At 69.8% G+C, this 24,407-nt stretch carries 20 protein-coding genes and 1 tRNA gene; 12 read left to right on the top strand and 9 right to left on the bottom strand.

The annotated features are described in order from the left end of the window. Positions 1–34 precede the first annotated feature (34 nt). Positions 35–2,257, top strand: coding sequence for an NADP-dependent isocitrate dehydrogenase (locus OG310_RS28590; protein ID WP_329458729.1), 2,223 nt, complete (start codon positions 35–37; stop codon positions 2,255–2,257). A gap of 131 nt (positions 2,258–2,388) precedes the next feature. Here OG310_RS28590 and OG310_RS28585 read toward each other — a convergent pair. The 3 genes from OG310_RS28585 to OG310_RS28575 all read right to left on the bottom strand — a co-directional run bounded on the left by OG310_RS28585 (position 2,389) and on the right by OG310_RS28575 (position 5,357). Continuing rightward, positions 2,389–2,461 (bottom strand) — tRNA-Trp (locus tag OG310_RS28585). Positions 2,462–2,545: 84 nt separating this feature from the next. Further along, positions 2,546–3,973: an argininosuccinate lyase gene (gene argH / locus OG310_RS28580; RefSeq protein ID WP_329458728.1), complete on the bottom strand. Its 1,428-nt coding sequence runs from the start codon at positions 3,971–3,973 to the stop codon at positions 2,546–2,548. 187 nt (positions 3,974–4,160) lie between these two features. Then, positions 4,161–5,357, bottom strand: a complete 1,197-nt coding sequence (locus OG310_RS28575; protein ID WP_329458727.1) for an argininosuccinate synthase — start codon at positions 5,355–5,357, stop codon at positions 4,161–4,163. A 180-nt stretch (positions 5,358–5,537) separates the two neighbouring features. Here OG310_RS28575 and OG310_RS28570 point away from each other — a divergent pair, with 180 nt between their 5' ends. From OG310_RS28570 to OG310_RS28550, 5 genes are all read left to right on the top strand, one after another. Next, entirely contained in the window at positions 5,538–6,251 is a 714-nt protein-coding gene (locus OG310_RS28570) for a L,D-transpeptidase family protein (RefSeq protein ID WP_329458726.1), read from the top strand. A gap of 280 nt (positions 6,252–6,531) precedes the next feature. Continuing rightward, a complete protein-coding gene (locus tag OG310_RS28565) occupies positions 6,532–7,251 on the top strand; it encodes a GntR family transcriptional regulator (RefSeq protein WP_329458725.1) in 720 nt (239 codons plus the stop codon). A gap of 71 nt (positions 7,252–7,322) precedes the next feature. Beyond that, complete coding sequence (locus OG310_RS28560; protein ID WP_329460439.1) at positions 7,323–8,249, top strand: ADP-ribosylglycohydrolase family protein; 927 nt, start codon at positions 7,323–7,325, stop codon at positions 8,247–8,249. Between the two features lie 84 nt (positions 8,250–8,333). After that, positions 8,334–9,845 carry a purine-cytosine permease family protein gene (locus OG310_RS28555; protein WP_329458724.1) on the top strand — a complete coding sequence of 504 codons (1,512 nt, stop codon included), beginning with the start codon at positions 8,334–8,336 and terminating at the stop codon, positions 9,843–9,845. Next, complete coding sequence (locus tag OG310_RS28550) at positions 9,842–10,810, top strand: PfkB family carbohydrate kinase (protein ID WP_329458723.1); 969 nt, start codon at positions 9,842–9,844, stop codon at positions 10,808–10,810. The genes OG310_RS28555 and OG310_RS28550 overlap by 4 nt, the downstream gene beginning before the upstream one ends. A gap of 191 nt (positions 10,811–11,001) precedes the next feature. On the opposite strand, the gene OG310_RS28545 is transcribed toward OG310_RS28550, so the two are convergent. The 5 genes from OG310_RS28545 to argC are packed head-to-tail and all read right to left on the bottom strand — an operon-like array spanning position 11,002 to position 16,069. Next, entirely contained in the window at positions 11,002–11,553 is a 552-nt protein-coding gene (locus tag OG310_RS28545) for an arginine repressor (RefSeq protein ID WP_329458722.1), read from the bottom strand. A gap of 25 nt (positions 11,554–11,578) precedes the next feature. Further along, a complete protein-coding gene (locus OG310_RS28540; RefSeq protein WP_443078903.1) occupies positions 11,579–12,859 on the bottom strand; it encodes an acetylornithine transaminase in 1,281 nt (426 codons plus the stop codon). Positions 12,860–12,864: 5 nt separating this feature from the next. Beyond that, positions 12,865–13,848 carry an acetylglutamate kinase gene (argB, locus tag OG310_RS28535; RefSeq protein ID WP_329458721.1) on the bottom strand — a complete coding sequence of 328 codons (984 nt, stop codon included), beginning with the start codon at positions 13,846–13,848 and terminating at the stop codon, positions 12,865–12,867. Next, positions 13,845–15,044: a bifunctional glutamate N-acetyltransferase/amino-acid acetyltransferase ArgJ gene (gene argJ, locus OG310_RS28530; protein ID WP_329458720.1), complete on the bottom strand. Its 1,200-nt coding sequence runs from the start codon at positions 15,042–15,044 to the stop codon at positions 13,845–13,847. The genes argB and argJ overlap by 4 nt, the downstream gene beginning before the upstream one ends. Beyond that, positions 15,041–16,069: an N-acetyl-gamma-glutamyl-phosphate reductase gene (argC, locus tag OG310_RS28525; protein ID WP_329458719.1), complete on the bottom strand. Its 1,029-nt coding sequence runs from the start codon at positions 16,067–16,069 to the stop codon at positions 15,041–15,043. The genes argJ and argC overlap by 4 nt, the downstream gene beginning before the upstream one ends. Before the next feature lie 472 nt (positions 16,070–16,541). Between argC and OG310_RS28520 the strand changes: the two genes are divergently transcribed. Genes OG310_RS28520 through OG310_RS28505 form a run of 4 tightly spaced genes read left to right on the top strand, consistent with a single transcriptional unit; the run spans position 16,542 to position 22,538 of the window. After that, positions 16,542–17,384: a TnsA-like heteromeric transposase endonuclease subunit gene (locus tag OG310_RS28520; RefSeq protein WP_329458718.1), complete on the top strand. Its 843-nt coding sequence runs from the start codon at positions 16,542–16,544 to the stop codon at positions 17,382–17,384. Further along, positions 17,384–19,432 (top strand): transposase, encoded by a 2,049-nt coding sequence (locus OG310_RS28515; RefSeq protein WP_329458717.1) that lies wholly within the window; start codon positions 17,384–17,386, stop codon positions 19,430–19,432. The genes OG310_RS28520 and OG310_RS28515 overlap by 1 nt, the downstream gene beginning before the upstream one ends. 53 nt (positions 19,433–19,485) lie before the next feature. Next, entirely contained in the window at positions 19,486–20,703 is a 1,218-nt protein-coding gene (locus OG310_RS28510; RefSeq protein WP_329458716.1) for a TniB family NTP-binding protein, read from the top strand. An 8-nt stretch (positions 20,704–20,711) separates the two neighbouring features. After that, positions 20,712–22,538, top strand: coding sequence for a TniQ family protein (locus OG310_RS28505; protein ID WP_329458715.1), 1,827 nt, complete (start codon positions 20,712–20,714; stop codon positions 22,536–22,538). A gap of 114 nt (positions 22,539–22,652) precedes the next feature. On the opposite strand, the gene OG310_RS28500 is transcribed toward OG310_RS28505, so the two are convergent. Beyond that, positions 22,653–23,030 (bottom strand): hypothetical protein, encoded by a 378-nt coding sequence (locus OG310_RS28500; protein ID WP_329458714.1) that lies wholly within the window; start codon positions 23,028–23,030, stop codon positions 22,653–22,655. A 158-nt stretch (positions 23,031–23,188) separates the two neighbouring features. On the opposite strand from OG310_RS28500, the gene OG310_RS28495 reads away from it, so the two are divergent. Together OG310_RS28495 and OG310_RS28490 are read left to right on the top strand one after the other, a co-directional pair. Beyond that, the gene (locus tag OG310_RS28495) at positions 23,189–23,656 is read left to right on the top strand and encodes a DUF2199 domain-containing protein (protein WP_329460437.1); all 468 of its coding nucleotides are present in this window, start codon (positions 23,189–23,191) and stop codon (positions 23,654–23,656) included. Continuing rightward, positions 23,656–24,318 (top strand): hypothetical protein, encoded by a 663-nt coding sequence (locus tag OG310_RS28490; RefSeq protein WP_329458713.1) that lies wholly within the window; start codon positions 23,656–23,658, stop codon positions 24,316–24,318. The genes OG310_RS28495 and OG310_RS28490 overlap by 1 nt, the downstream gene beginning before the upstream one ends. The last annotated feature ends 89 nt before the right edge of the window (positions 24,319–24,407 follow it).

Raw genomic sequence — 24,407 nt, 5'->3', positions numbered from 1 at the left:
CTTGCTGACGTGAGCAACGTGGAGCGGAGCACCGGTGACTGACCCGACCATCATCTATACGCACACCGACGAGGCGCCGGCCCTGGCGACCTATTCGTTCCTGCCGGTGATCGAGGCGTACGCCTCCACGGCGGGCATCGCCGTGCAGAGCCGGGACATCTCCCTGGCCGGGCGGATCATCGCGCACTTCCCCGAGCGTCTCAAGGAGGAGCAGCGGGTCGGCGACGCCCTCGCGGAGCTGGGCGAACTCGCCAGGACGCCCGACGCGAACATCATCAAGCTGCCGAACATCTCGGCCTCGATCCCGCAGCTCAAGGCCGCGATCGCGGAGCTCAAGAGCCAGGGCTACGCGCTGCCGGACTACCCGGACGACCCGAAGACCGACCAGGAGCGCGACATCCGCGCCCGCTACGACAAGGTCAAGGGCAGCGCCGTCAACCCGGTGCTGCGCGAGGGCAACTCGGACCGCCGCGCGCCCGCGTCCGTGAAGAACTACGCCAGGAAGCACCCGCACCGCATGGGCGCCTGGTCCCCCGACTCGACGACGAACGTCGCGCACATGAGCGCCGACGACTTCCGCTCCACCGAGAAGTCCGCGGTCATCGGCGCCGAGGGAACCCTGCGCATCGAGCTGTCCGGCGACGACGGCACCACCACGGTGCTGCGCGAGTCGGTGCCGGTCCTCAAGGACGAGGTCGTGGACGCGTCCGTCCTGCACGTGGCCGCGCTGCGCGAGTTCCTCACCGCGCAGATCGCCGAGGCCAAGCGCCAGGGCGTGCTGTTCTCCGTACACCTGAAGGCCACGATGATGAAGGTCTCCGACCCGATCATCTTCGGTCACGTCGTCCGCGCCTTCTTCCCGAAGACGTTCGCCGAGTACGGTGACGTGCTCGCCGCGGCCGGCCTGACCCCCAACGACGGTCTCGGCGGCATCCTGAAGGGCATCGAGTCGCTGCCCGAGGGCCCCGCGATCAAGGCGTCCTTCGACGCCGAGCTCGCCGCGGGCCCCGAGCTCGCGATGGTCGACTCCGACCGCGGCATCACCAACCTGCACGTGCCGAGCGATGTCATCGTGGACGCGTCCATGCCCGCGATGATCCGTACCTCGGGTCACATGTGGGGCAAGGACGGCGGCGAGCACGACACCCTCGCGGTCATCCCCGACAGCAGCTACGCGGGCATCTACCAGGCCACCATCGAGGACTGCCGCGCGCACGGCGCCTTCGACCCGTCCACCATGGGCTCGGTGCCGAACGTCGGTCTGATGGCGCAGGCAGCCGAGGAGTACGGCAGCCACGACAAGACCTTCGAGATCCCCACCACCGGCACGGTCCGCGTCCTCGACGCGTCCGGCGAGGCGGTGCTGGAGCAGGCCGTCGGCGCCGGTGACATCTTCCGCATGTGCCAGACCAAGGACATCCCGATCCGGGACTGGGTCAAGCTCGCGGTCACGCGGGCACGTGCCACCGGCACCCCGGCCGTCTTCTGGCTGGACGAGACCCGCGCGCACGACCGGAACCTGATCGAGAAGGTCAGGGCGTACCTGCCGGAGCACGACACCGAGGGCCTGACCATCGAGATCAAGTCGCCCGTCGACGCGATCAGGTACTCCCTGGAGCGCATCCGCCGCGGCGAGGACACCATCTCGGTCACCGGCAACGTGCTGCGCGACTACCTCACCGACCTGTTCCCGATCCTGGAGCTCGGTACGAGCGCCAAGATGCTCTCGGTCGTCCCGCTGATCAACGGCGGCGGGCTGTTCGAGACGGGCGCCGGCGGCTCCGCGCCCAAGCACGTGCAGCAGCTCGTCAAGGAGAACTACCTCCGCTGGGACAGCCTGGGCGAGTTCCTGGCCCTCGCGGTCAGCTTCGAGCAGCTGGCGACCAGCACGGGCAACGCGCGCGCCCAGGTGCTCAGCGACACCCTGGACCGCGCAACCGGCACCTTCCTCGACAAGGACAAGTCGCCGAGCCGCCGCGTCGGCGGGATCGACAACCGCGGCAGCCACTTCTACCTGTCCCTGTACTGGGCCCAGGAGCTGGCGAAGCAGACGGACGACACGCAGCTGGCGGAGGCGTTCGCGGGTCTCGCGAAGACGCTGGGCGAGCAGGAGGCGACCATCGTCGGGGAACTGGCGGCGGTGCAGGGCTCGCCGGTCGAGCTGGGCGGCTACTACCAGCCGGACCCGGCGAAGGCCGCGGCCGTCATGCGCCCGTCGAAGACGTTCAACCAGGCGATCGACGGCCTGAAGGGCTGATCGAAAAGGGCGCGGCGGCCGGGGCACCGGCTGCCGCCCCCGGGCCGGTCCCGGACCGGCCCGGGGGCGTACCCGACGAAGAAGGCGAACGGCCCGCGAATCGCGGGCCGTTCGCCTTCTTCGTACGTCAGCAGGGGCGGCAGGAGTCGAACCTACGGCATTCGCTTTTGGAGAGCGACGCTCTGGCCTCTGAGCTACACCCCTTCGGCTGGTCCAGACTCTGACAGGTCCGCCTCAGGGGTGCCATCCGATTATCGGTGTGTCGGGTCCGCGTACCCCGAATGGCCGTCACTTCCTGGCGGTGGCCCACGCGTGCTGGATGACCAGGTCCGCCTTCAGCTCGGAGAGCTGGGTGGCGACCGCCGAAGGGGCGGTGCCCCCGCGCCCGTTGCGGGACGCCAGCGCGCCCTGCACGTTCAGCACCGAGCGGACGTCCGGCGTCAGGTGCGGCGAGATCTTCGCGAACTGCTCGTCCGTCAGCTCGTCCAGTTCGATGCCGAGCGCCTCGCACTCCTTGACGCACTCCCCCGCGACCTCGTGCGCCACCCGGAACGGCACGCCCTGCTTCACCAGCCACTCCGCGACGTCCGTCGCCAGCGAGAAGCCGGCCGGGGCCAGCTCCTCCATCCGGGTCCGGTTGATCTTCAGCGTGGCCATCATGCCGGTGAAGGCGGGCAGCAGCAGCTCCAGCTGGTCGCAGGAGTCGAAGACGGGCTCCTTGTCCTCCTGGAGGTCGCGGTTGTACGCGAGCGGCAGCGCCTTCAGGGTCGCCATCAGCCCCGTCAGGTTGCCGATGAGCCGGCCGGACTTGCCGCGCGCCAGCTCCGCGATGTCCGGGTTCTTCTTCTGCGGCATGATCGAGGAACCGGTGGAGTAGGCGTCGTCCAGGGTCACGAAGGAGAACTCCTTCGTGTTCCACAGGATGACCTCCTCCGCCACCCGGGACAGGTTCACCCCGATCATCGCCGTGATGAAGGTGAACTCGGCGACGAAGTCACGGGAGGCCGTGCCGTCGATGGAGTTGCCCACCGAGCCGCGCTCGAAGCCCAGGTCCACGGCGACGGCCTCCGGGTCGAGGCCGAGCGAGGAGCCGGCCAGCGCGCCGGAGCCGTAGGGGGAGACCGCCGTGCGCTTGTCCCACTGGCGCAGCCGCTCCGCGTCGCGCGTCAGTGCCTGGACGTGCGCGAGGACGTGGTGCGCGAACAGGACGGGCTGTGCGTGCTGGAGGTGCGTACGGCCCGGCATGGCGACGGTGGGGTGCGCGTCGGCGAGGCCGACCAGCGCGTCCTGCAGTTCGGCGATCAGGCCGCCGATGACGCGGGCGTGATCGCGCAGGTACATGCGGAAGAGGGTGGCGACCTGGTCGTTGCGGGAGCGGCCGGCCCGCAGTTTGCCGCCCAGGTCAGGACCGAGGCGCTCCAGCAGGCCGCGCTCCAGCGCCGTGTGCACGTCCTCGTCGGCGACGGTCCCGGTGAACGACCCGTCCGTGACGTCGTCCTCCAGCTGCGCGAGGCCCGCGAGCATCTCCGTCAGCTCGTCCCGGGTGAGCAGCCCCGCCTTGTGCAGCACGCGGGCGTGCGCGCGTGATCCCGCGATGTCGTAGGGGGCGAGACGCCAGTCGAAGTGCACGGACGCCGAGAGCTTGGCCAGGGCGTCGGCCGGTCCGCCGGCGAACCGGCCGCCCCAGAGCCGGACGTCACCGTTGTTGCTGCTCACTGCTGCTCCCGAGGTGGAGTGGAGGTGGAGGAGGTCGAGGGTACGGGCCGGCGACCGGGATCCGTGCGCGGACGGGCCCGGTTCCGGGCTCCTGGCGGGCGCGGGCCCGCCAACGCCACCGCCTCCCCGCCCACGAGGGAACGGGGAGGCGGTGGTGGGGCCCGTACGGCTGCCGCCGGCGCGCGGACTACGCCTGCAGGTCGCGCTTCGCCGCGATCTTCGAGGAGAGGCCGAAGATCTCGATGAAGCCCTGGGCCTTCGACTGGTCGAACGTGTCGCCCGTGTCGTACGTGGCGAGGTTGAAGTCGTAGAGCGACTCGCCGGAGCGGCGGCCGGTGACCACGGCGCTGCCCGCGTGCAGGGTCATCCGGATGTCGCCGGTGACGTGCTCGTTCGCCTCGTTGACGAAACCGTCCAGGGCACGCTTGAGCGGCGAGAACCACTGGCCGTCGTAGACCAGTTCGCCCCAGCGCTGCTCGACCTGCCGCTTGTAGCGGGCCAGCTCGCGCTCGACGGTGACGCTCTCCAGCTCCTGGTGGGCCGTGATCAGCGCGATCGCGCCGGGGGCCTCGTAGACCTCGCGGGACTTGATGCCCACGAGCCGGTCCTCGACCATGTCGATCCGGCCGATGCCCTGGGCGCCGGCGCGTTCGTTGAGCTGCTGGATGGCCTGCAGGACGGAGACGGGCCTGCCGTCGATGGCGACGGGGACGCCCGCCTTGAAGGAGATGACGACCTCGTCGGCCTCGCGGGGCGTGGCGGGGTTCTGCGTGTAGTCGTAGATGTCCTCGATCGGCGCGTTCCAGATGTCCTCCAGGAAGCCCGTCTCGACGGCCCGCCCGAAGACGTTCTGGTCGATGGAGTACGGGGACTTCTTGGTGGTCGCGATCGGGAGGTTCTTCGCCTCGCAGAAGGCGATCGCCTTGTCCCGGGTCATCGCGTAGTCGCGGACCGGGGCGATGCACTTGAGACCGGGCGCGAGGGCCACGATGCCGGCCTCGAAGCGGACCTGGTCGTTACCCTTGCCGGTGCAGCCGTGGGCGACGGTGTCGGCACCGTGCTTCTCGGCGGCGGCGACCAGGTGCTTGACGATCGCCGGCCTGGACAGGGCGGAGACCAGCGGGTAGCGGTCCATGTAGAGCGCGTTGGCCTTGATCGCCGGCAGGCAGTAGCCCTCGGCGAACTCGTCCTTCGCGTCGGCGACCTCGGCCTCGACGGCACCGCAGGCGAGGGCTCGCTTGCGGATCACGTCCATGTCCTCGCCGCCCTGGCCGACGTCGACGGCGACGGCGATGACCTCGGCCCCCGTCTCCTCGGCGATCCAACCGATGGCGACGGACGTGTCCAGGCCGCCCGAATAGGCGAGTACGACGCGCTCGGTCACGGGTCTCTCCTTTGGATGCATTCGCTGATGGGTATAACTATGCAAGCCTCCGCATGGTTTGTCAAAGCCGTGGCCGCGAGGGTGCCGACCGGGGCATGGCGCGGACGCCGGGGGAAGGGCACTCGCCCGTCCGGCCGCACCCGGCGATCGCCGGCGGCCGCTCACTCCTACGCTCCGAGCATGACGACCGTACGCGCCGCAGCGTCCGCCTTCCTCGCCCTCGCCGCCGTCGCCGCCACGGCGGGCGCGGCACCCCCCGGCACCGGGCCGGCGCCCGGACGGATGGCGGACACCGGTGGCGGAAGCCAGCTGATCACCGTCCAGGGCGCCGCCCTCGGCTCCACCTCGGGCCGCCTGACGTGGTGGGACCGGCGCGGCCGGACCTGGGTCGCGACGGGATCCGCGCCCGCGCGGTTCGGCGCGCACGGCCTGACGGACGGGGCGAGCAGGAAGCAGGGCACCTCGACGACCCCGACCGGGCTGTACGACCTGCCGTACGCGTTCGGCAACGCGGCACCGCCGCGCGGCACGACGTACCCCTACCGGCGCACGACGGCGCGGTCCTGGTGGTGCGAGGACAACGCCTCGCGCGCGTACAACCGGTGGACGGAAGGGTTGCCGAAGGACTGCCGGGCGAGCGAGTCGGAGCACCTGGCGGACTACGCGACGCAGTACGCCCACGCGCTGGTGATCGGGTTCAACTACGCGCACCCGGTGCACGGGCGGGGCGCCGGGATCTTCCTGCACGTGAACGGGAAGGGCGCGACGGCGGGCTGCGTGTCGCTCCCGGCGGACGCGATGGCGTCCGTCCTGGCCTGGGTGGACGTCTCGCGGGCCCCGCACGTCGCGATCGGCACGGACAAGGACGGGGCCACGGCGCTCACGGCGTACTGACCACCCGGTCCCGTCGGGCGCGGCCCGAGGACCGCCTGCCGCCCGGCCGCCGCCCCGCCGCCCCGCGCCGCCTCGCCGCCGGGTGCCCGTCAGCGCGGACGTCCGTACGGAGCTACGCCCCCAGGTCCGTGCAGCCGTGCGGCCGTGGGGTCCGGGGCGGGCGCCGAACCCGAAGGGGCCCTGCCGCCGGAGCGGACCGTCCCGCTGCCCGCTGGGCGGTGACGTAAATGACCCTCCCTCGCCTATGGACCTGTCCAGGCATGTCCACTACTCTCCAGACATGCCTGGACAGGTTCACAAGCATCATCGCATCGCCCGCGTTCTCGCCGACGAGATCAGAGCCGGTGTGCACAGCACCGGCGAGCGGCTGCCCGGGGAGCACGCGCTCACCGAGCGGTTCGGAGTCAGCCGCACCACGCTGCGGCAGGCGCTCCAGGTCCTCGGCGAGCAGGGGCTGATCGCGACGCACCCCGGCATCGGATCGTTCGTCACCTTCGACGGCACCCCGCTGGACAACCGGCTCGGCTGGGCACACGCCCTCGCCGCAGGGGCCACCGAGCTGGTCACCGAGGTGCTGCGCTTCGAGACCGTCCACGACCCCGCGCTCGCGGCGGCGCTGGACACGCGGACGGACGCGTTCGTCGCGCTCGACCGGGTCCGGCGGCTCGGCGACGGAGCCGGGGTCTCGCTGGAGCTGAGCCGGGTGCCCGCCGTCGGCGCGCTCGCGGAGCTGCCCCGGCACGGGCTCACCGAGGGATCGCTGAACAAGACCCTGCTCGCCGCGGGCCGGATCGCCGAATCCGGCGACGGCCGGGTCTCCGTACGCGGTCTCGACGAGGCCGAGGCGGCGACGCTGCGCCGTTCCCCCGGTGAATCGTTCCTGCACCTGGCCCAGGTGTACCGGGCCGCCGATGGGTCCGTCGTCGAACAGGTGACGAGCCTCCTCGACCCCGCCAGGTTCCAACTGCACGTCCACACGGGTCGAGGAGACCGCCAGTGACCATCGACAGCACCACCAGGGACCGCGCCCTCGGCGCGTTCTACGGCCTCGCGCTCGGCGACGCGCTCGGCATGCCCACGCAGGTCATGTCGCGACGCGACGTCGTCAGGGCGTACGGCACCCTCACCGGCTTCGCGCCGGCCGGGCCCGGCAACCCGGTCAGTGCCGGGATGCCGGCCGGTTCCGTGACCGACGACACCGACCAGGCCGTCATCGTCGGCAGGCTGCTCCTGGAGGGCGCCGGCCACATCGACCCGCTGCGCTTCGCCCACGAACTGCTCGCCTGGGAGAAGGACATGAAGGCGAAGGGCTCCTTCGACCTCCTGGGCCCCTCCACCAAGGCGGCGCTCGACAGGGTGGCGCAGGGGGTGCCGCCCAGCGAGGCGGGCAGGTACGGCACCACGAACGGCGCAGCGATGCGCGTCACACCGGTCGGCATCGCGTTTCCCGCGCGGCCCACCGAGGCGTTCCTCGACCGGGTCGTGGAGTCCTGCCAGGTGACGCACGACACCACCGTCGGCATCGCGGGCGCGGCGGCCGTCGCCGCCGCCGTCAGCACCGGCGTCGGTGGTGGCACTCTTGAGGACGCGGTCGCCGCCGCCGTCGTGGCCGCGCGGGCCGGCGCGGAGCGCGGCCACTGGATCGCGGGCGCCGACATCGCCGCCCGCATCGAGTGGGCGTCCGAGCTGGTCAAGGGTGTCCCGGAGGCGGAGGCGCTGGACCTGGTGTGCTCGCTCGTCGGGACGAGTGTGGCCAGCCAGGAGTCGGTACCCGCCGCGTTCGCGGTGCTCTCCGTCGCCGGTGGCGACCCGTGGCGCAGCACACTGCTCGCCGCGAACCTCGGCGGCGACAGCGACACCATCGGTGCGATCGCGGGTGCGATCGCCGGGTCCGTGGCGGGCCTCGCGGCCCTGCCCGCCGACGCGGTCACCACTCTGCGCACCGTCAACGATCTTGAGCTTGAGCCCCTCACGGAGCGCCTGCTCGCGCTGCGCTGACCCCCGTCGGCGCGCCCCTCGCACCACCGGCCCCCGCCGGCGGCGCGGCACCAGTCACCCCGTAAGAGGCAAGGAGGTTCCGTCATGACCGCTTCGACGACGAACGATCACGTCGGTGCCGGCGATCAGGCAGCCGGCCGCGAGCAGGTCGGCGCCATCGAGACCCGAGGGATCGAACCGGTCCCCGACAACGAGCGGCACGGTCACGCGAGCCAGATGTTCTGGACGTGGTTCGCCGCCAACATCTCCATCCTCGGGCTGCCGCTCGGCGCCACCCTCGTGGCGTTCCGCGGCCTGAACATCTGGCAGGCCATCCTGGTCGCCACCATCGGATCCGTCGGGTCGTTCGCCCTGGTCGGCATCCTCAGCCTGGCCGGCAAGAAGGGCGGCGCGCCCGCGCTGACGCTGTCCCGGGCGGTGTTCGGGCAGCGCGGCAACGCGGGCCCCACCCTCATCAGCTGGCTCAGCCGGGTGGGCTGGGAGACGATCACGACCACGACGGCCGCGTACGCGCTGCTCGCCCTCGTCCAGTGGATCTTCGGCTGGCACCAGAACACCGTGCTGACGATCATCTGCCTGCTCGTCTTCATCGGCTGCACGCTGCTGATCAGCGGTCTCGGCCACGCCACCATCATGTGGATCAACAAGTGGGCGACGATCCTCTTCGGCGTGCTGAACCTGATCGTGATGGGCTTCCTCGTCGCGACCGTCGACTGGAACAAGGTCCTCGGCGTGCACGCGGGACCGGCCAGCAGCGTCGTCGCCGGTATCGGCTTCATCGCGGCCGGTACGGGCATCGGCTGGGCCAACGCCGGTGCGGACTACGCCCGCTACCTGCCGCGCAAACTGCCCGCGGGACGGCTGGTGACGGCGTCCGCGTTCGGCGCGGGCATCCCGCTGGTCCTGCTGATCTCGCTCGGTTCGCTGCTGTCGGCCGGGGACAAGACCCTGGCGAGCGCGTCCGACCCGGTCTCCGCGATCAACGGCATGCTGCCGTCGTGGATGGCCGTGCCGTACCTCATCGCGGCCTTCGGGGGGCTGCTGATGTCGAACCACCTGTCGACGTACTCGGCGGGCCTGACCATGCTGACCCTGGGGCTGAAGGTCCGGCGCCACCTCGCGGTGACCGTGGACGTCGTGCTGATGTTCCTCGGCGGCGTGTACTTCATGCTCATCGCGAAGGACTTCTACGGTCCGTTCTCGACGTTCCTGACGCTCCTCGCGGTACCGATCTCGGCGTGGGTCGGGGTCATCCTGGTCGACTCGGGGCGCGGGCGCACCTACGACCCCGACGGGCTGATGGACACCACCCGCACCAGCCGCTACTGGTACACCGGCGGCTTCCACGTCCCGGCCGTGCTGGCCTGGGCCGCCGCGATCGTGATGGGACTCCTGTTCACGGAGGCCTCGACGAGTGCGGACGACGTCTGGTTCGCGGGGCCCTGGGCGCACACCTGGCTCGGCACGAACGGGCTCGGCTGGGCGATCGCCATGGCCGTGGGCGCGCTCGTCTACGGGGTGTTCGGCCGGCGTCCGGTACGGGCGCCCGAGGAGCCGGCCCCCGCGGCAGCCGGCCTTGAAGGGGCACGCCGGTGAGCGGGCAGCTGATCCTGGCGGGCAACGTCATCGCCGACCTGGTCATCGAGGTGCCCGCACTGCCGGAGCGCGGCGGCGACGTCATCGGCACCCGGACCGAACTGACGGCGGGCGGCGGCTTCAACACGCTCGTCGCCGCGGGCCGGCTCGGCGCGGAGACGGTCTTCGCCGGGCTGCACGGCACCGGCCCGTACGGCGACCTGGTCCGCACCGCGCTCGCGGCGGAGGGCGTACGGCCGCTGCTGCCGGCCAGGACGGACGGTGACACCGGTTTCACGGTGGCGCTGGTCGACGCGGGCGGCGAGCGGACGTTCGTGACGAGCTTCGGTGTGGACGCCGAGATGCGACCCGACGACATGGCGAAGGTGGCCGCGGAGGTACGGGCCGGGGACCTGGTGCAACTCTCGGGCTACGGCCTGGTGATGCCGGTGAACGGCCCGCTGCTCTGCGCGTTCGCGGCGGGCCTGCCGCGGGGAGTGACCCTCTGCCTCGACCCGGCCCCGCTGGTGGCGGACATCCCGGCCGCCGTGCTGGAGCCCGTCCTCGCCCGTACCGACTGGCTGAGTGCCAACGCGCGCGAGGCCTCCCTGATGTCGGGGAGCGAGAGTCCGGGACGGGCCGCGGCGGCGCTGCGCGCGCGACTCGCACCGGGCGCGGGGGTCCTGGTACGGGCGGACAAGGACGGCTGCTGGCTGGCGCCGCCGGACGGCTCAGCCCCGGTCCATGTCGCGGGCTTCCCGGTGACGGCCGTGGACAGCAACGGCGCGGGTGACGCGCACGTCGGCGCGTTCCTGGCGCTGCTGGGCGAGGGCGCCGCGCCCGAGGCCGCCGTGCGGGCCGCCAACGCGGCGGCCGCCTACGCGGTGACGCGCCGGGGGCCGGCCACGGCGCCGACCCGGCAGGAGCTGATCGTCTTCGCCCGGGACGCGGGCGCGCAGGACGTGGTGGCACTGCTCGGCGGGTAGCCGCCGGGGCCCTCGGTCCGGGAACGGCGAAGGGGCGGGGAGCGCGGATGCCGAGGCATCGCGCTCCCCGCCCCTTCGCGTTGTCCCCGGCCACGGCTACGGCCCCGCCTTCGGCTTCAGCTTCGCACCGGGCCGGGCAGGCGGGCGGAGCGGTCCACCCGACACCCGGGCCGGCGGCCCGACGGGCCGGGTCAGCGGTCGCGGGCCTCGCGCTCGTGGCCCGCCTCGGCCAGTTTCAGGAGGTGGGCGGCGAGTTCCTGGCCGCCCGCCGGGTCCCGGCTGATGAGCATGAGCGTGTCGTCGCCCGCGATCGTGCCGAGCACGTCGCCGAGTTCTGCCTGGTCGATGGCGGACGCCAGGAACTGCGCCGCGCCCGGAGGCGTCCGCAGCACCACGAGGTTCGCGGACGCCTCCGCCGAGATGAGGAGTTCGCCGGCGAGGCGGCGCATGCGCTCCTCCTTGACCGACTCCCCCAGCGGGGCGTGCGGGGTGCGGAAGCCGCCCTCGCTGGGTACCGCGTAGATGAGTTCGCCTCCGGCGTTGCGGATCTTGACCGCGCCGAGTTCGTCCAGGTCGCGGGAGAGCGTGGCCTGGGTGACGGTCAGTCCGTCGTCCGCGAGCAGCCGCGCCAGCTGGCTCTGCGAGCGCACCGGCTGCCTGCCCAGGATGTCCACGATCCGGCGGTGCCGGGCCATTCTCGTCTGGGGCAGCGAAGGACCGCCCTGCTGCTGCGGCTCACTCATCGTCGTCGTCTCATCTCAGTTCTGCTCAGTTCGGACCGGGCCCTGTTCCGTCGTTCTTCGCCGCCGCGTCCCGTACCGCCTCAAGGGCCGCGTCCAGGACGCCCGGCAGCGCCCGCAGGAATCCGTCGGCCTCGCCGTCCCCCATGATCAGCGGCGGCATCAGCCGTACGACATCGGGGGCGGGCGCGTTCACCAGGAAACCGGCGTCCTGAGCCGCCCGTTGCACCGCCGGCGCGAGCTGCTCCTCCAGCACGATACCGAGGAGCAGGCCCGCACCGCGGACGTGGGACACCAGCGGGTGGCCGAGCCCCTCGATCCCCTCGCGGAGTTTCTCGCCGAGAGCTTTCACGTGATCGAGCGCGCCGTCCGCGGCGAGCGTGTCGAGTACCGCGAGCCCGGCGGCGCAGGCGACCGGGTTGCCGCCGAACGTCGTACCGTGCTGACCCGGCTTCAGCAGGTCCGCCGCCGCGCCGAACGCGAGGGTCGCGCCGAGCGGCAGGCCCCCGCCGAGGCCCTTGGCGAGGGTGACGACATCGGGCTCGACGCCCTGGTGGGCCTGGTACTCGAACCACTGGCCCGTACGGCCGACGCCCGTCTGCACCTCGTCGAGGACGAGCAGGGTGCCGGTGGCGCGGGTGATCTCGCGGGCCGCCTCCAGGTAGCCCTTCGGCGGGACGACCACGCCCAGCTCACCCTGGATCGGCTCGATGATCACGAGCGCTGTCTCCTCGGTGACGGCCGCGCGCAGCGCGTCGGTGTCACCGAACGGGACGTGCGTGACCTCGCCCGGCAGCGGCGCGAACGGTGCCCGCTTGCCCTCCTGGCCGGTCAGCGCGAGCGCGCCCATGGTCCGGCCGTGGAAGCCGCCGACCGTCGCGACCATGTGCCGGCGGCCCGTCAGCCGGCCGATCTTGAACGCGGCCTCGTTGGCCTCCGCACCGGAGTTGCAGAAGTACACGCGGCCGGGGCGGCCCGACAGCTGGATCAGCCGTTCGGCCAGCGCGACGGGCGGCTCGGCGATGAAGAGGTTCGAGACGTGCCCGAGCGAGGCGATCTGCCGGGACACCGCCTCGATGACGGCGGGGTGCGCGTGGCCGAGCGCGTTGACGGCGATGCCGCCGACGAAGTCCGTGTACGCGGCGCCGTCCGCGTCCCAGACGGTCGCGCCCGCGCCGCGGACGAGGGACAGGCCGGGCGTGCCGTAGTTGTCGGTCATGACGGCCTCCCACCGGCGGGAGAGCGCGTCGTTGCCGGCTGGTTCGCCGGCGCCGGTCGGCGTGGTCCCGCTCGCGCCGGTGACCGCGATGTCGCTCACTGGGTGTCCCCTCCTGTGGTGTGCGGTGCGCCGGGGCCGGGGGTGGCGTCCGCGCCCCGCTCGTGCGGCGCGCCGGATGCGTCGCGGCCGGCCGGCCCGTCCGGTACGACCATCGTGCCGATGCCCTCGTCGGTGAAGATCTCCAGCAGGATCGAGTGCGGCACCCGCCCGTCGATGACGCGCGCCGTCGCCACGCCGCCGCGCACCGCGTACAGGCAGCCCTGCATCTTCGGCACCATCCCGCTGGAGAGTTCGGGCAGCAGCTTCTCCAACTGGGTCGCCGTGAGGCGGCTGATGACGTCGTCGCTGTTCGGCCAGTCCTCGTAGAGGCCCTCGACGTCGGTGAGGACGACGAGCATCTCCGCGCCGAGGGCGACGGCGAGCGCGGCGGCGGCCGTGTCGGCGTTGACGTTGTAGACGTGGTGGTCGTCGGCGCTGCGGGCGATGGAGGAGACCACCGGGATGCGGTCGTCGTCCAGCAACGTGGTGATCAGGCCCGTGTCGATCGCGCTGATCTCGCCCACCCGGCCGATGTCCACCAGTTCGCCCTCGATGCGCGGCTGGTGCTTGGTCGCGGTGAGGGTGTGGGCGTCCTCGCCGGTGAGGCCGACGGCGTGCGTGCCGTGTGCGTTGAGCAGCCCGACCAGCTCGCGCTGGACCTGGCCCGCGAGCACCATCCGTACGACGTCCATGGCCTCGGGCGTGGTGACACGCAGGCCCGCCCGGAACTCGCTGACCAGGCCGTGCCGGTCGAGCTGGGCGCTGATCTGGGGTCCGCCGCCGTGCACGACGACCGGCTTGAGGCCGGCCTGCCGCAGGAAGACGACATCCTGCGCGAACGCGGCCTTCAGGTCGTCGTCGACCATGGCGTTGCCGCCGAACTTGACGACGACGATCTTGTTGTTGTGCCGGACCAGCCAGGGCAGCGCCTCGACGAGGGTCTGCGCCTTGGGGAGCGCGGTGTGTTTGCGTGTGCTCATGAGCTGTACGCGCTGTTCTCGTGGACGTAGTCGGCGGTGAGGTCGTTGGCCCAGATGACGGCGGACTCGTCGCCGGCGGCCAGGTCGGCGGTGATGCGGACCTCGCGGTAGCGCATGTCGACCAGGCCGCGGTCCTCGCCGAACGAACCGTTCCTGCACACCCACACGCCGTTGATGGCGACGTTCAGCCGGTCCGGTTCGAAGACGGCACCGGTCGTGCCGATCGCGGACAGGACGCGGCCCCAGTTGGGGTCCTCGCCGTGGATGGCGCACTTGAGGAGGTTGTTGCGGGCGATGGAGCGGCCCACCTCGACGGCGTCGTCCTCGTCGGCCGCGCCGACCACCTCGATGCGGATGTCCTTGGACGCGCCCTCGGCGTCGCCGATGAGCTGACGGGCGAGGTCCGCGCACACCTCACGGACGGCCTCGGCGAACGGCTCGTAGCGCGGGGCGGTGCCACTGGCGCCGGACGCGAGCAGCAGCACCGTGTCGTTGGTGGACATGCAGCCGTCGGAGTCGACGCGGTCGAAGGTCGTACGGGTCGCCTCGCGCAGCGCGCGGTCCAGCGACGGGGCCTCGACGTCGGCGTCGGTGGTCAGGACGACGAGCATGGTGGCGAGGCCCGGCGCGAGCATGCCCGCGCCCTTGGCCATGCCGCCGACGGTCCAGGCGCCGCCGGGACCGGTGACGACCGCCGTCTTGTGGACGGTGTCGGTGGTCTTGATGGCGAGGGCGGCCTTCTCCCCGCCGTGCTCGGAGAGCTCGGCCGCGGCCCGCTCGACGCCGGCCAGCAGCTTGTCCATCGGCAGAAGCTCGCCGATCAGGCCGGTGGAGGCGACGGCGATCTGGCCGGCCCCGATCTCCACCGGCTCGGACGGGCCGGTGGAGCCGGCGGCGGGAGCGCTGAGGACCTCGGCGGCCCGCTCCGCGGTGGCGTGGGTGTCCTGGAAGCCCTGGGGGCCCGTGCAGGCATTGGCGCCACCGGAGTTGAGAACGACAGCGGCGATCTCGCCGCCGCTCACGACCTGCTCCGACCAGAGCACGGGCGCGGCCTTGACGCGGTTGGAGGTGAAGACGCCCGCGGCGGCGCGACGGGGGCCGCGGTTGAGGACGAGAGCCAGATCGGGGTTGCCGTTCTGCTTGATTCCCGCGGCGATGCCCGCCGCGGCGAATCCCTTCGGTGCGGTGACGCTCAAGGCGCGACTCCGATCGTGGAGAGTCCGGTGTCCTCAGGGAGTCCGAGGGCGATGTTCATGCTCTGCACGGCGCCGCCCGCGGTGCCCTTCGCGAGGTTGTCGATGGCACTGATCGCGATGATCCGGTTCGCGTACGGATCGTGGGTGACCTGGAGCTGTACGGCGTTGGACCCGTGGACGGACGCCGTGGCGGGCCACCGCCCCTCGGGGAGCAGGTGGACGAACGGCTCGTCCGCGTAGGCCTTCTCGTACGCGGCGCGGACCGTCTCGGCCGTGGTGCCGGGCCGGGCCGTGGCGGAGCAGGTGGCGAGGATGCCGCGGGGCATGGGCGCGAGAGTGGGGGTGAAGGACACGGTGACGTGCTCGCCCGCGACATGGCTGAGGTTCTGGGTGATCTCGGGCGTGTGCCGGTGCCCGCCGCCGACACCGTACGGGGACATGGAGCCCATGACCTCACTGCCCAGCAGGTGGACCTTGGCCGACTTGCCGGCGCCGGACGTACCGGACGCCGCGGTGATCACCGCCTCGGGCTCGGCGAGCCCCGCGGCGTACGCGGGGAACAGCGCGAGCGAGACGGCGGTGGGGTAGCAGCCCGGTACCGCGATGCGCTTGGAGCCTTCCAGCGCGGCGCGGGCACCCGGCAGTTCCGGCAGCCCGTAGGGCCAGGTCCCGGCGTGCTCGGAGCCGTAGAACCGTTCCCAGTCGGCGGCGTCCCGGAGGCGGAAGTCGGCTCCCATGTCGACGACGAGGGTGTCGGCCCCGAGCTGCCGGGCGACGGCCGCCGACTGCCCGTGGGGCAGCGCGAGGAAGACGACGTCGTGCCCGGCGAGCGTCGTGGCGGTGGTCTCCCCCAGCACCCGGCCGGCGAGCGGCAGGAGGTGCGGCTGGAGCGCCCCGAGCAGCTGCCCGGCGTTGGAGTTGCCGGTGACGGCCCCGATCTCGACCTCGGGGTGCCCGAGCAGCACCCGCAGGATCTCACCGCCGGCGTACCCACTGGCGCCGGCCACTGCCACACGTAGAGCCATCGGAAAGCCTCCCTCTCAATGGCATGACTATACGTATGCATGCAGTTTTATGCAATGACGGGATGGCGGCACGGCCACCGGCTCCTGAGACTGAGCGCTCGACTTGGCCCCTGAGCACTTCAGGAGGCCCGCCTGAGCTGACGAGCTGGCCCGTCCATTCCAGCAGGCCAGTGAACTCTCCTCGATTCGTCGTGCCTCTCGGGGTGGGCGAGGTCCTGATGGACCCTGCTCGCCCATCCGTAGAAATCCCTGGTCCGGAGGCTGGGGCGCTGAGCGTTTGAGTTGGCCGGACGGGCCAAGTCGAGCGCTCAGTCACAGCTCCTGAGACTGAGCGGCTGAGTTGGCCCTTTAGCGCTTGAGTTGGCCCCGCTGGGCGTTGATGTTGGCACGCAGGGTAGCGGTTGGTTCGCTGACCTGCTGGGACTTCGAGAGAAGCCGTACGGGAAGCGGTGCAGCGCGTTGTTCTGGAGGCATGACGGTTACGGTCCATGCTCCGGAGATCGAATCCCGGCCGATCTGGTCGCACAGCTGCGCCCTGGATGACCTCGTCTCGCCGTACGCCATCGATCCGGCGGTGGCGGAGAGATTGGACATGGGGCCTGGGTGGACCCGGCGGTGGACGGCGAGATGGAAGACCGCGCAGGCGGAGGTGATCTGCCCGGTCCAAGAGCTGGCCAGTGTCCCGGCCATCGCGTCGGTGCCAGTTCGCGGGTTCACCTGGCGGGCGGGTCAGCGGCACCGACCCGGACTGCAGTACCTGCTGGCTACGGGTCGAATGCATGGCTTCGAGAGCCTGGCCGAGCGGAATCTGCTGCTTGCCCTGGACTTCGCCGGCGAGGTGGTGGAGGTGCTGTCGCAACCGTTCAAGCTGCGGTTCACCACTGCAGACGGCAGTGAGGACCACACGCCGGATTTCCTGGTGCTCTTGCCCGATACGGCTGTACTGATCGATGTCCGGCCCGGTCATTTGGTCAAGGACAAGGATCTGGTGAAGTTCGCCGCAACGGAGTGGGCGGCTGGTGCGGTGGGGTGGCGCTACCTGGTGGCGTCCGGCTGGCGCCGCCAGGTCCTGACCGGCCTTGATGCGCTGTCCGCGCGGAGGCGTCCGATGTCCGACCGCCTCGGGCTTCAGGGAGAACTGCTGGGGCTGGTTCGGGAACGTCCTCGGCGGTTCGGAGAGCTGGCGGAGGAGACGTCGCTGCCTGCGGTGGCCCGCGTACATGCGGTTCACTTGCTCTGGCACCGCCGACTGGCGATGGATCTGACTCAGCCGCTGGACGATGCCACGTGGATTTACCCGGTGGGGAGGGCCTGATGGCCGCTGCGCAGCAGCGGCCTCGGACTGAGGATCTTGAAGAGCACGACCTGACGCGGGCCCGGATCCGGATGGCGCATCTGCTGGAGGTGGAGACGGGCTACCGCAGTGGCAGCCGGTCCTGGGCCCGGCCCGGTGAGCCCAGGGCCGAGTACGACCCGGAGCGGACCACGCTGACCGAGCGTCGGCGCGCGAAGGTGGACGAGCTGAAGGATCTGGACCGCCAGGAGGCCAAACAGCTGGGGCTGGAGTGGATCAGCGAGCGCACGCTGAAACGCATGGCTGTTCAGTACGACGAGAACGGGTTGATGGGGCTGGCGGACGGAAGGTGGACACCACCCCTGCGAGGCCGCCGGGCGATCGGGGACGAAGTCGCCGAGGCGATCCGTGCCGTTCATGCCGAGTCGCTACATCGCTCGAAGCTGAGCATGAAAACGAAGGAGAGGTTGATCCACCAGTACGTGCGGGAGAAGTTCGAGACCGAGGGCAAGAAGGTGGAGGTGCCGCACTACACCACGCTGGCGAAGGTGTGGAAGGAGTGGTTCGGCGCCGAGGGGGCCCGGCAGCGATACATCCGCTCCGCTGCGGCGGTGGAGACGGGGAAGGCGAAGGTGGTGATCGTCCGGCCGGGGCAGGTGGTCGCGCTGGACACCACGCCGCTGCCGGTGAAGGTGCTCGATGACATCTTCGGTGCCCCGATCTCCGTCCATCTCACCCTGGCCCTGGACACCTACTCGCATTCGCTGGTCGCGTTCCGTCTCACGCCGGTGTCTGACTCGTCGGTGGAGGTGGCGATGCTGCTGCGGGATGTGCTGCTGCCGCTACCGATGCGCCCGGACTGGGGCGAGGAGATGGAGTGGCTCTACCCCGGCGTCCCGGCCGCCTTGGTCGCCGAGTTCGCTGGGCACCGGGTGGCTGGCTTGCCGTTCTTCGCTCCGGAGACGGTGACAAGCGATCACGGCAGCGTTTACAAGAATCACCAGATCGTGCAGGTCGCGCGCACGTTGGGGATGGAGTTGTTGCCGGCCCGTGCGATGCGTCCGACTGACAAGGCTGCCTGCGAACGTGCTTTCGCCGGGATCCAGTCGCTGCTGCTGGAACTCCTGCTCGGGTTCCGCGGCGTCGATGTCGCTGACCGCGGAGTGGACCCGGAGGGGGACGCGGTCTGGACGCTGGCGGAGATGGAGCACCTGTTGGCAACCTGGGTTGTCGCAGTGTGGCAAAACCGGAGACTTGATCAGTATTCGCCTGCTTGGGACCCGGGCGGGCGACACAGTCCGAACACGCTCTTCGCGGCTGCGGCGGCCCGCGACGGGATCAGTCTGGAGATCCCTGAGCCGAGTCTGTACTACGAGCTTCTGCCGGCACACTTCGTGAAGATCGACCGCCGTCGTGGGGTGAAGATCGGCGGACTCTGGTACGGCGGCACCGACCCGGTTCTGGACTCCTATCGCGGCCAGCGATCCGGCCGCAGCGGACGGCACGAGGGCAAGTGGGCCATCAGTCGCGATCCGCGGGACTGCCGCGAGGTCTACTTCGAGGACCCCGAGCACCCGGGGCTCTGGCATGCCCTGAGTTGCAACGGCCTGCCGCCGGGAGACGACGTTCCGGCCTTCTCTGATACACGCGTACGTGAAGTGCTGCGCGAGGCTGCCCGCGCCGGCCTCAAACCGCGCGACGATGGTGAACTGCTGCCCGTGCTGCTGAAGTTGGTGGCTACACGCACGCCGGTTGCGGCATGGCCCACCCAGATGACCGCCAAGCAGAAGAGCGAGCGGGCTCGCGAGATGGCACGAGCCCGCGCTGCCGCGTCCGACCGGGCGCCGGTTCCGTTGAGCACTCTTCCTCCACCCGCCTCACCATCCGAGCTGGCCGCCACCACTCGGCGAGCCGTCACTGCAGACCGGCAGAGGCGCCGCGAGGCCGCCGTCTCGCAGCCGCCGACAGCGCCTCCTCTGCTGGGTGAGTCCTTGCGGGCCCGCAGCCTGTTCCTGCTGCCCGATGAGGATGTCGACCAGGCCGATGAGCCGGGATCGGGGACCACATGAGTGCCCCGAGCGGCAGAGGATCTGTCCCTTTCGTCCTGCCGGGCCTTCCGCCGATGCGGGATACGGTCGACGGCTGGGAGCGCTGGCGCAGCACTCGCCACGACTTCGTGCCCGCACCTCGGCTGAGTCCGGCTGAATGGCGACTGCTGAGCCCGAGGAAGAAGACGCTGCACGATCTGCACCGCGCGGCTACGCACGCCAATCTCCCACTGCTTCAGACCCCGATGACCAAAGCCGTCACCAAGCTGCTGCACGGACGGGTCATGACCAATGCGCTCAAGCACAAGCCGACCACCCGGGCCGGGGTCATGGTCACGGGCGGGGGATACCAGGGCAAGACAGAGACGGGATGCGAGATTTTGGCGACATTCGAGGACACCTGGTTGGAACTGCGGCGCCACCTCAATCCAGATGCCGTCGCCGGGGCCCGCGACCTGCACATTCCTGTCGCCTATGTGCAAACCCCGGTGACGGCGAAGCCGAAGAGTCTTTGCAAGGCCATCCTGAACTTCTACGGCGCCCCGATCCACCCGCGCATGGACCTTCCCGAGTTGATCCGGCAGGTCGCCGCTTCCTTGCATGACCATGGAACGAGGGCGCTTCTACTGGACGACATTACGAGGCTCCGCCTCCATCGAGTCGACGATCAGGACACACTCGACCTGATCCGGGCCTTCATGAGCATGCACGTCACCCTCGTCCTCATCGGAGTGGACATCCCCGGCTCGGGCCTTCTCCGAGAAGGCCGGAACGATCCCCGCACAGGCCAGGTGATCTTCCCCTCCTCCCGGCAGGCCAAGGTTCACGGACTGGAGGCGACACAAACCGAGCGGCGCTTCGACCTCGTTGAACTTGATCACTTCCGCTACGACACCGCCGAACAGATCACCGCCTGGATCGACCATCTCACCGGCGTCGAAGCCCAGCTCAGGCTAATGGACGCCCCCTCAGAGATGCTTACCGGAGGGCGCATGCCCGAGTACCTCTTCGAGCGCACCAACGGCGTGGTCGGCCTGCTGGAACGGCTGATCGAAGACGGCTGCCAGGAAGCCATCGATTCGAGTGAGGAGTGCTTGACCGAGAGCCTCCTCGAAGGCATCGCCATCACCGTCGACGGGGACACCGCCCGTGATTCCGGAGCTGGAGAAATCCCCGCTGTCCCGTCGGTCAAGAACGGACCTGCCGCCGGCCCTCGCTCGGCCAAACGTAAGCGCCCCAGAAACACCGTGCTCGACGATCACGGCCCGGCAGCCGCGGACACCGGAAGCTGAATACGCCGGTGCATCCCCTTCCCCGGAGCCTTGATCCGTTGCCTGACGAGTCCCTGCCCGGTTACCTATTGAGGCTGTCCTTCCGGCTCGACCTGACTCCTGGCGAGCTCGGGCGCACCACTGGCCTGGTGTCCACCAGTGGCGGCTATCTCCCTCGCCGACTCGTCCTAGATTTCCCCGGTCTGTCACTCAACGAGTTCACGCAAGCTACCCGATTGTCGCGCAGTGAGGCCAGGCTCCTCACACTGAGCACGTGGCGTCGCAACTACCCCCCGATCCAAAGCTGGTTGCCGCCGCTGCACGGCCAAGCCCCGCAGATCGACAAATGGATCCTGGGCGGACTCGACCGTTACTGTCCCCAGTGTCTGGTTGGGGATGACAGCCCAATCCAGCGCGAATACGGCGGTCCCTGGAAGAAGGAATGGCACCTTGGAATCGTCTTCGCCTGTCCACAGCATGAGTGCTTCCTCGGCCACCACTGTCCGCAGGGCGGGCAGCCACCGGACTACGACCGAGCACCAAGGCTGATCCCCTTCGACGGCTTTCGCGGTCTCCACCCCACCGCATGCCGCTATCCGTTACCCGCTACGGCTCGAAGACTCAGACGACCTCCTTGCGGGGCCCGGCTCGACCAAGCTCCCACCCCCGCCTTGCGTCCTGCCCCCCGACTGCTGGCACTGCAGCATCATCTTCTCAGCCTCCTCAAAACCCAGGACGACAATCCCGAAGTCCGCGAGTACTTCAGCGACCTGCATCTGCTCACTGCGTTGATCACTATTTCGTGGCCCCATAGCAGGCGTCGAGTCGACTCCACATTCGCCCCGGTCGTCGACATCGAGGCCGACGCCCGAAGGATCCTTGGCGGCATCCGAGTCCACGACACTTCCCCTATCGACCCAATTGCCTGCGGCGCGATCCTCGACACTGCCCACTCCTTGCTACAGATCGACAGTCTTCGTGATGCCCTCGCTGAATTCTTCGATTCGGCCTTCACCGGCACCTCAGCTCGCGCGGGATGGGCCCAGATCTTCACCAAGTACGAAAAATCCTGCTCACAGCGATTGCGTACTGCCGCAGCACCCCTTATCCGCACCTACTCCCCCTCTCCTGGCTGGGCTGCCCCCAGCCCCACCGGCTACCGGGCTGAAAACATTCCCGCCCACCTGGAGCCGAACTGGTATGCCCGCCACTTCCAGAAACTCGATGGCCCAACCGACCACAGGATCCTCCGACGGATCGCAGCCATCCAACTCGTCCAGTGGACAGCTCAAGCGTCAATTCCCGAAGCCGCCCGCTATCTCGGCGTCGAAGCCGAGAAGGCCCTCTACACCGAAGACAACACTCATATCTGGATGAAATCCACCCACGAAGTGCAGGACTTCAGGATCGCCCTCAGCGACCTCGCCGCAGAACTCAGCAACCGAGCCGACGGGCTCATCGACTATCAGTACCGCCGCGAGGCCCTCCGCGACTGGTCCCTCGACCCCAGCACCTGGCAGGAACTGACCAGCCGACTGGAGCCTCCGCACGGCAAGCAACCCGTCCTCGATGACCGCAAGCGCCAGGACCCGTCCGTGTTCATCTGGGTCCATGTCACGTGTGGTGAGCACCTGTTCGCGCCTCGTCCCATCGAAGCCGCGCAATCACTGGACGTCCAACAAGACTGGGCGCGACGCCGGAACACCACATGGTTCCAACTCACCCGCCCTGATCCGATGCGGCATTACGCCGACCTGCGGAATGCACTCACCGATTACGCTCACCAGTTCGCCGCAGACATCGAGGCGAGGACGTTCCGACCCAGCAAGGCATGCGCGGATTTGCGAGATAGATGATACCGACAGTGCCCCCTATCTGGGCCCTGCAACGGATCTGAGCGCTCTGGTTGCCGCCGGAAGGTCGATTTCTTTGACGCCCGATCTCCCTGCGCAGCATGAGGCGGCAGGCACTCAGCGGACTGTGAGCTGCAATCGGTCGACAGATGGCAGAGAGGTCGGCATCTCGTCGGTAATCCAGGCATATTCCAGACCCGCCAGGGTGTCGCCTCCCTCAGTCCATACCAGCAGCTCACCGACGTACTCGCCGAACTGGTTGAGGACTTGGGCGTCGACGGGAACAAGTTCGGAGGCCATGGCCGCACGCTGCGCCGGCTCACGAACCCGCAGGTCGATACTCACGGAATCGGGCGCCCAGATGGCCACGACTTCCGTCTGGTCCAACTGGCTCCGCAGCGCTGAAGCGCCGACAAAGTCAATCGAGAGGACACACTCCAGCACAGCTCGCTCAGAGTCGTTCAGGGGACGAGGCGCGATGGACAAGGAAGACATGCACCCATCATCCTCGCTCCCCGTCCCGCACTTGCCGATGGGCAGGTATCGCTCGCCAACGATCGAGGGTGGCGGAGGCGATCACTAGGCTCCATGTCATGACCGACGTTACCGGATTCACCTGCTCGTGCTGTGGGGCGCACCACCCTGAGCTGCCCATGAACTACGCGGCCGAGGCCCCGACCGTGTGGGATCCAGCCTTCGCTGACGCGGACGACTGCCTGCTCTCCTCGGAGCAGTGCGTGATCCGGGCACAGCACTACTTCGTCAAGGGCCTGATTGAGATACCGGTCATCGGCAGCGGCGAGGTGTTTTCCTGGGCTGTCTGGGTCTCGCTAAGCCGCGAGAACTTCTCCCACGCGGCGGACTTGTGGGACGCCCCCGGTCGAGAAGCGGAAGAGCCCTACTTCGGCTGGCTTACTACTGACCTCTTGGCTTACTCGCCCACAACTCTCAACTTGAAGACCCACGTCCACACCCGCCCGGTCGGCGAGCGCCCCTTCGTCGAACTCGAACCCACCGACCACCCCCTCGCCGTCGAACAGCGCACGGGAATCACCCGGGACCGCGTAGAGGAGATCGCCGCGGCGGTGCTGCACACCTCCCTCGATAGGAACCAGTCCTAATGGCGGACACACGAGTGCTGCGTGCCTTCCGGGCGCCAGAAGGGCTGAGCCGCCGGGCCCGCTACTTCGTCGAGGCGCACGGACTGCGGGTTCCCCACCGGGACATCCGGTCCCATAGGGACGGGTGGCTCGAGCACGGGATACCTGCTGCGGAGATCGACCGGGCCGTGGCCTTCCAGGAGCGCTGGGGCGGCATCGCCCTGCCTCCCGCCCCCGCCTATGAAGGCGGCCCGCGCGTTCTAGAAGCCGACGTTCCCGATGGCCCGGCCGCAGACGGATGGAGATTCCCGGCCGGCGGTTGCCGCGTGTCCATGGCCCACGGATTCATGATCGGGCCCGCAGGCGAGTTCGGCATCGATGCCCACCAGTGGACACCACTGCACGCCAGCACAGAGGGATGGGTGGAAGCCCTGGCACTGGCCCACCACGCGGGCTACTGGGCCAAGACCGTCACGAAGATCAAAGGCGACGCCGTCGACCACCTGGACCTCAACGGATTCGAGCCAGTACCCGAAGTCGAGGGACTCACCGACACCTGGTGGCGGGGCAAGGACTCCCTCATCGCCATCTACCGCGGCGAGGCCGTCGGGTTCGCTGCCCCCCACTGCCGAGAGGCCCACATCTACGGCAGCCTCGACGCATGGGGCCTGGGCGGCAACTGACGCCCCCGGTCCTGTCCACCTGCTGAGTGCTCTACTTGGCCGAACGGGCCAAGTAGAGCACTCAGTCTCACCGGCTCCGGGGACGCCTT

The organism is Streptomyces sp. NBC_01497 (assembly GCF_036250695.1).
GTDB lineage: Bacteria > Actinomycetota > Actinomycetes > Streptomycetales > Streptomycetaceae > Streptomyces.
The sequence above is the reverse complement of the archived record's forward strand: the minus strand, read 5'-3'. Positions and strand labels throughout refer to the sequence as shown.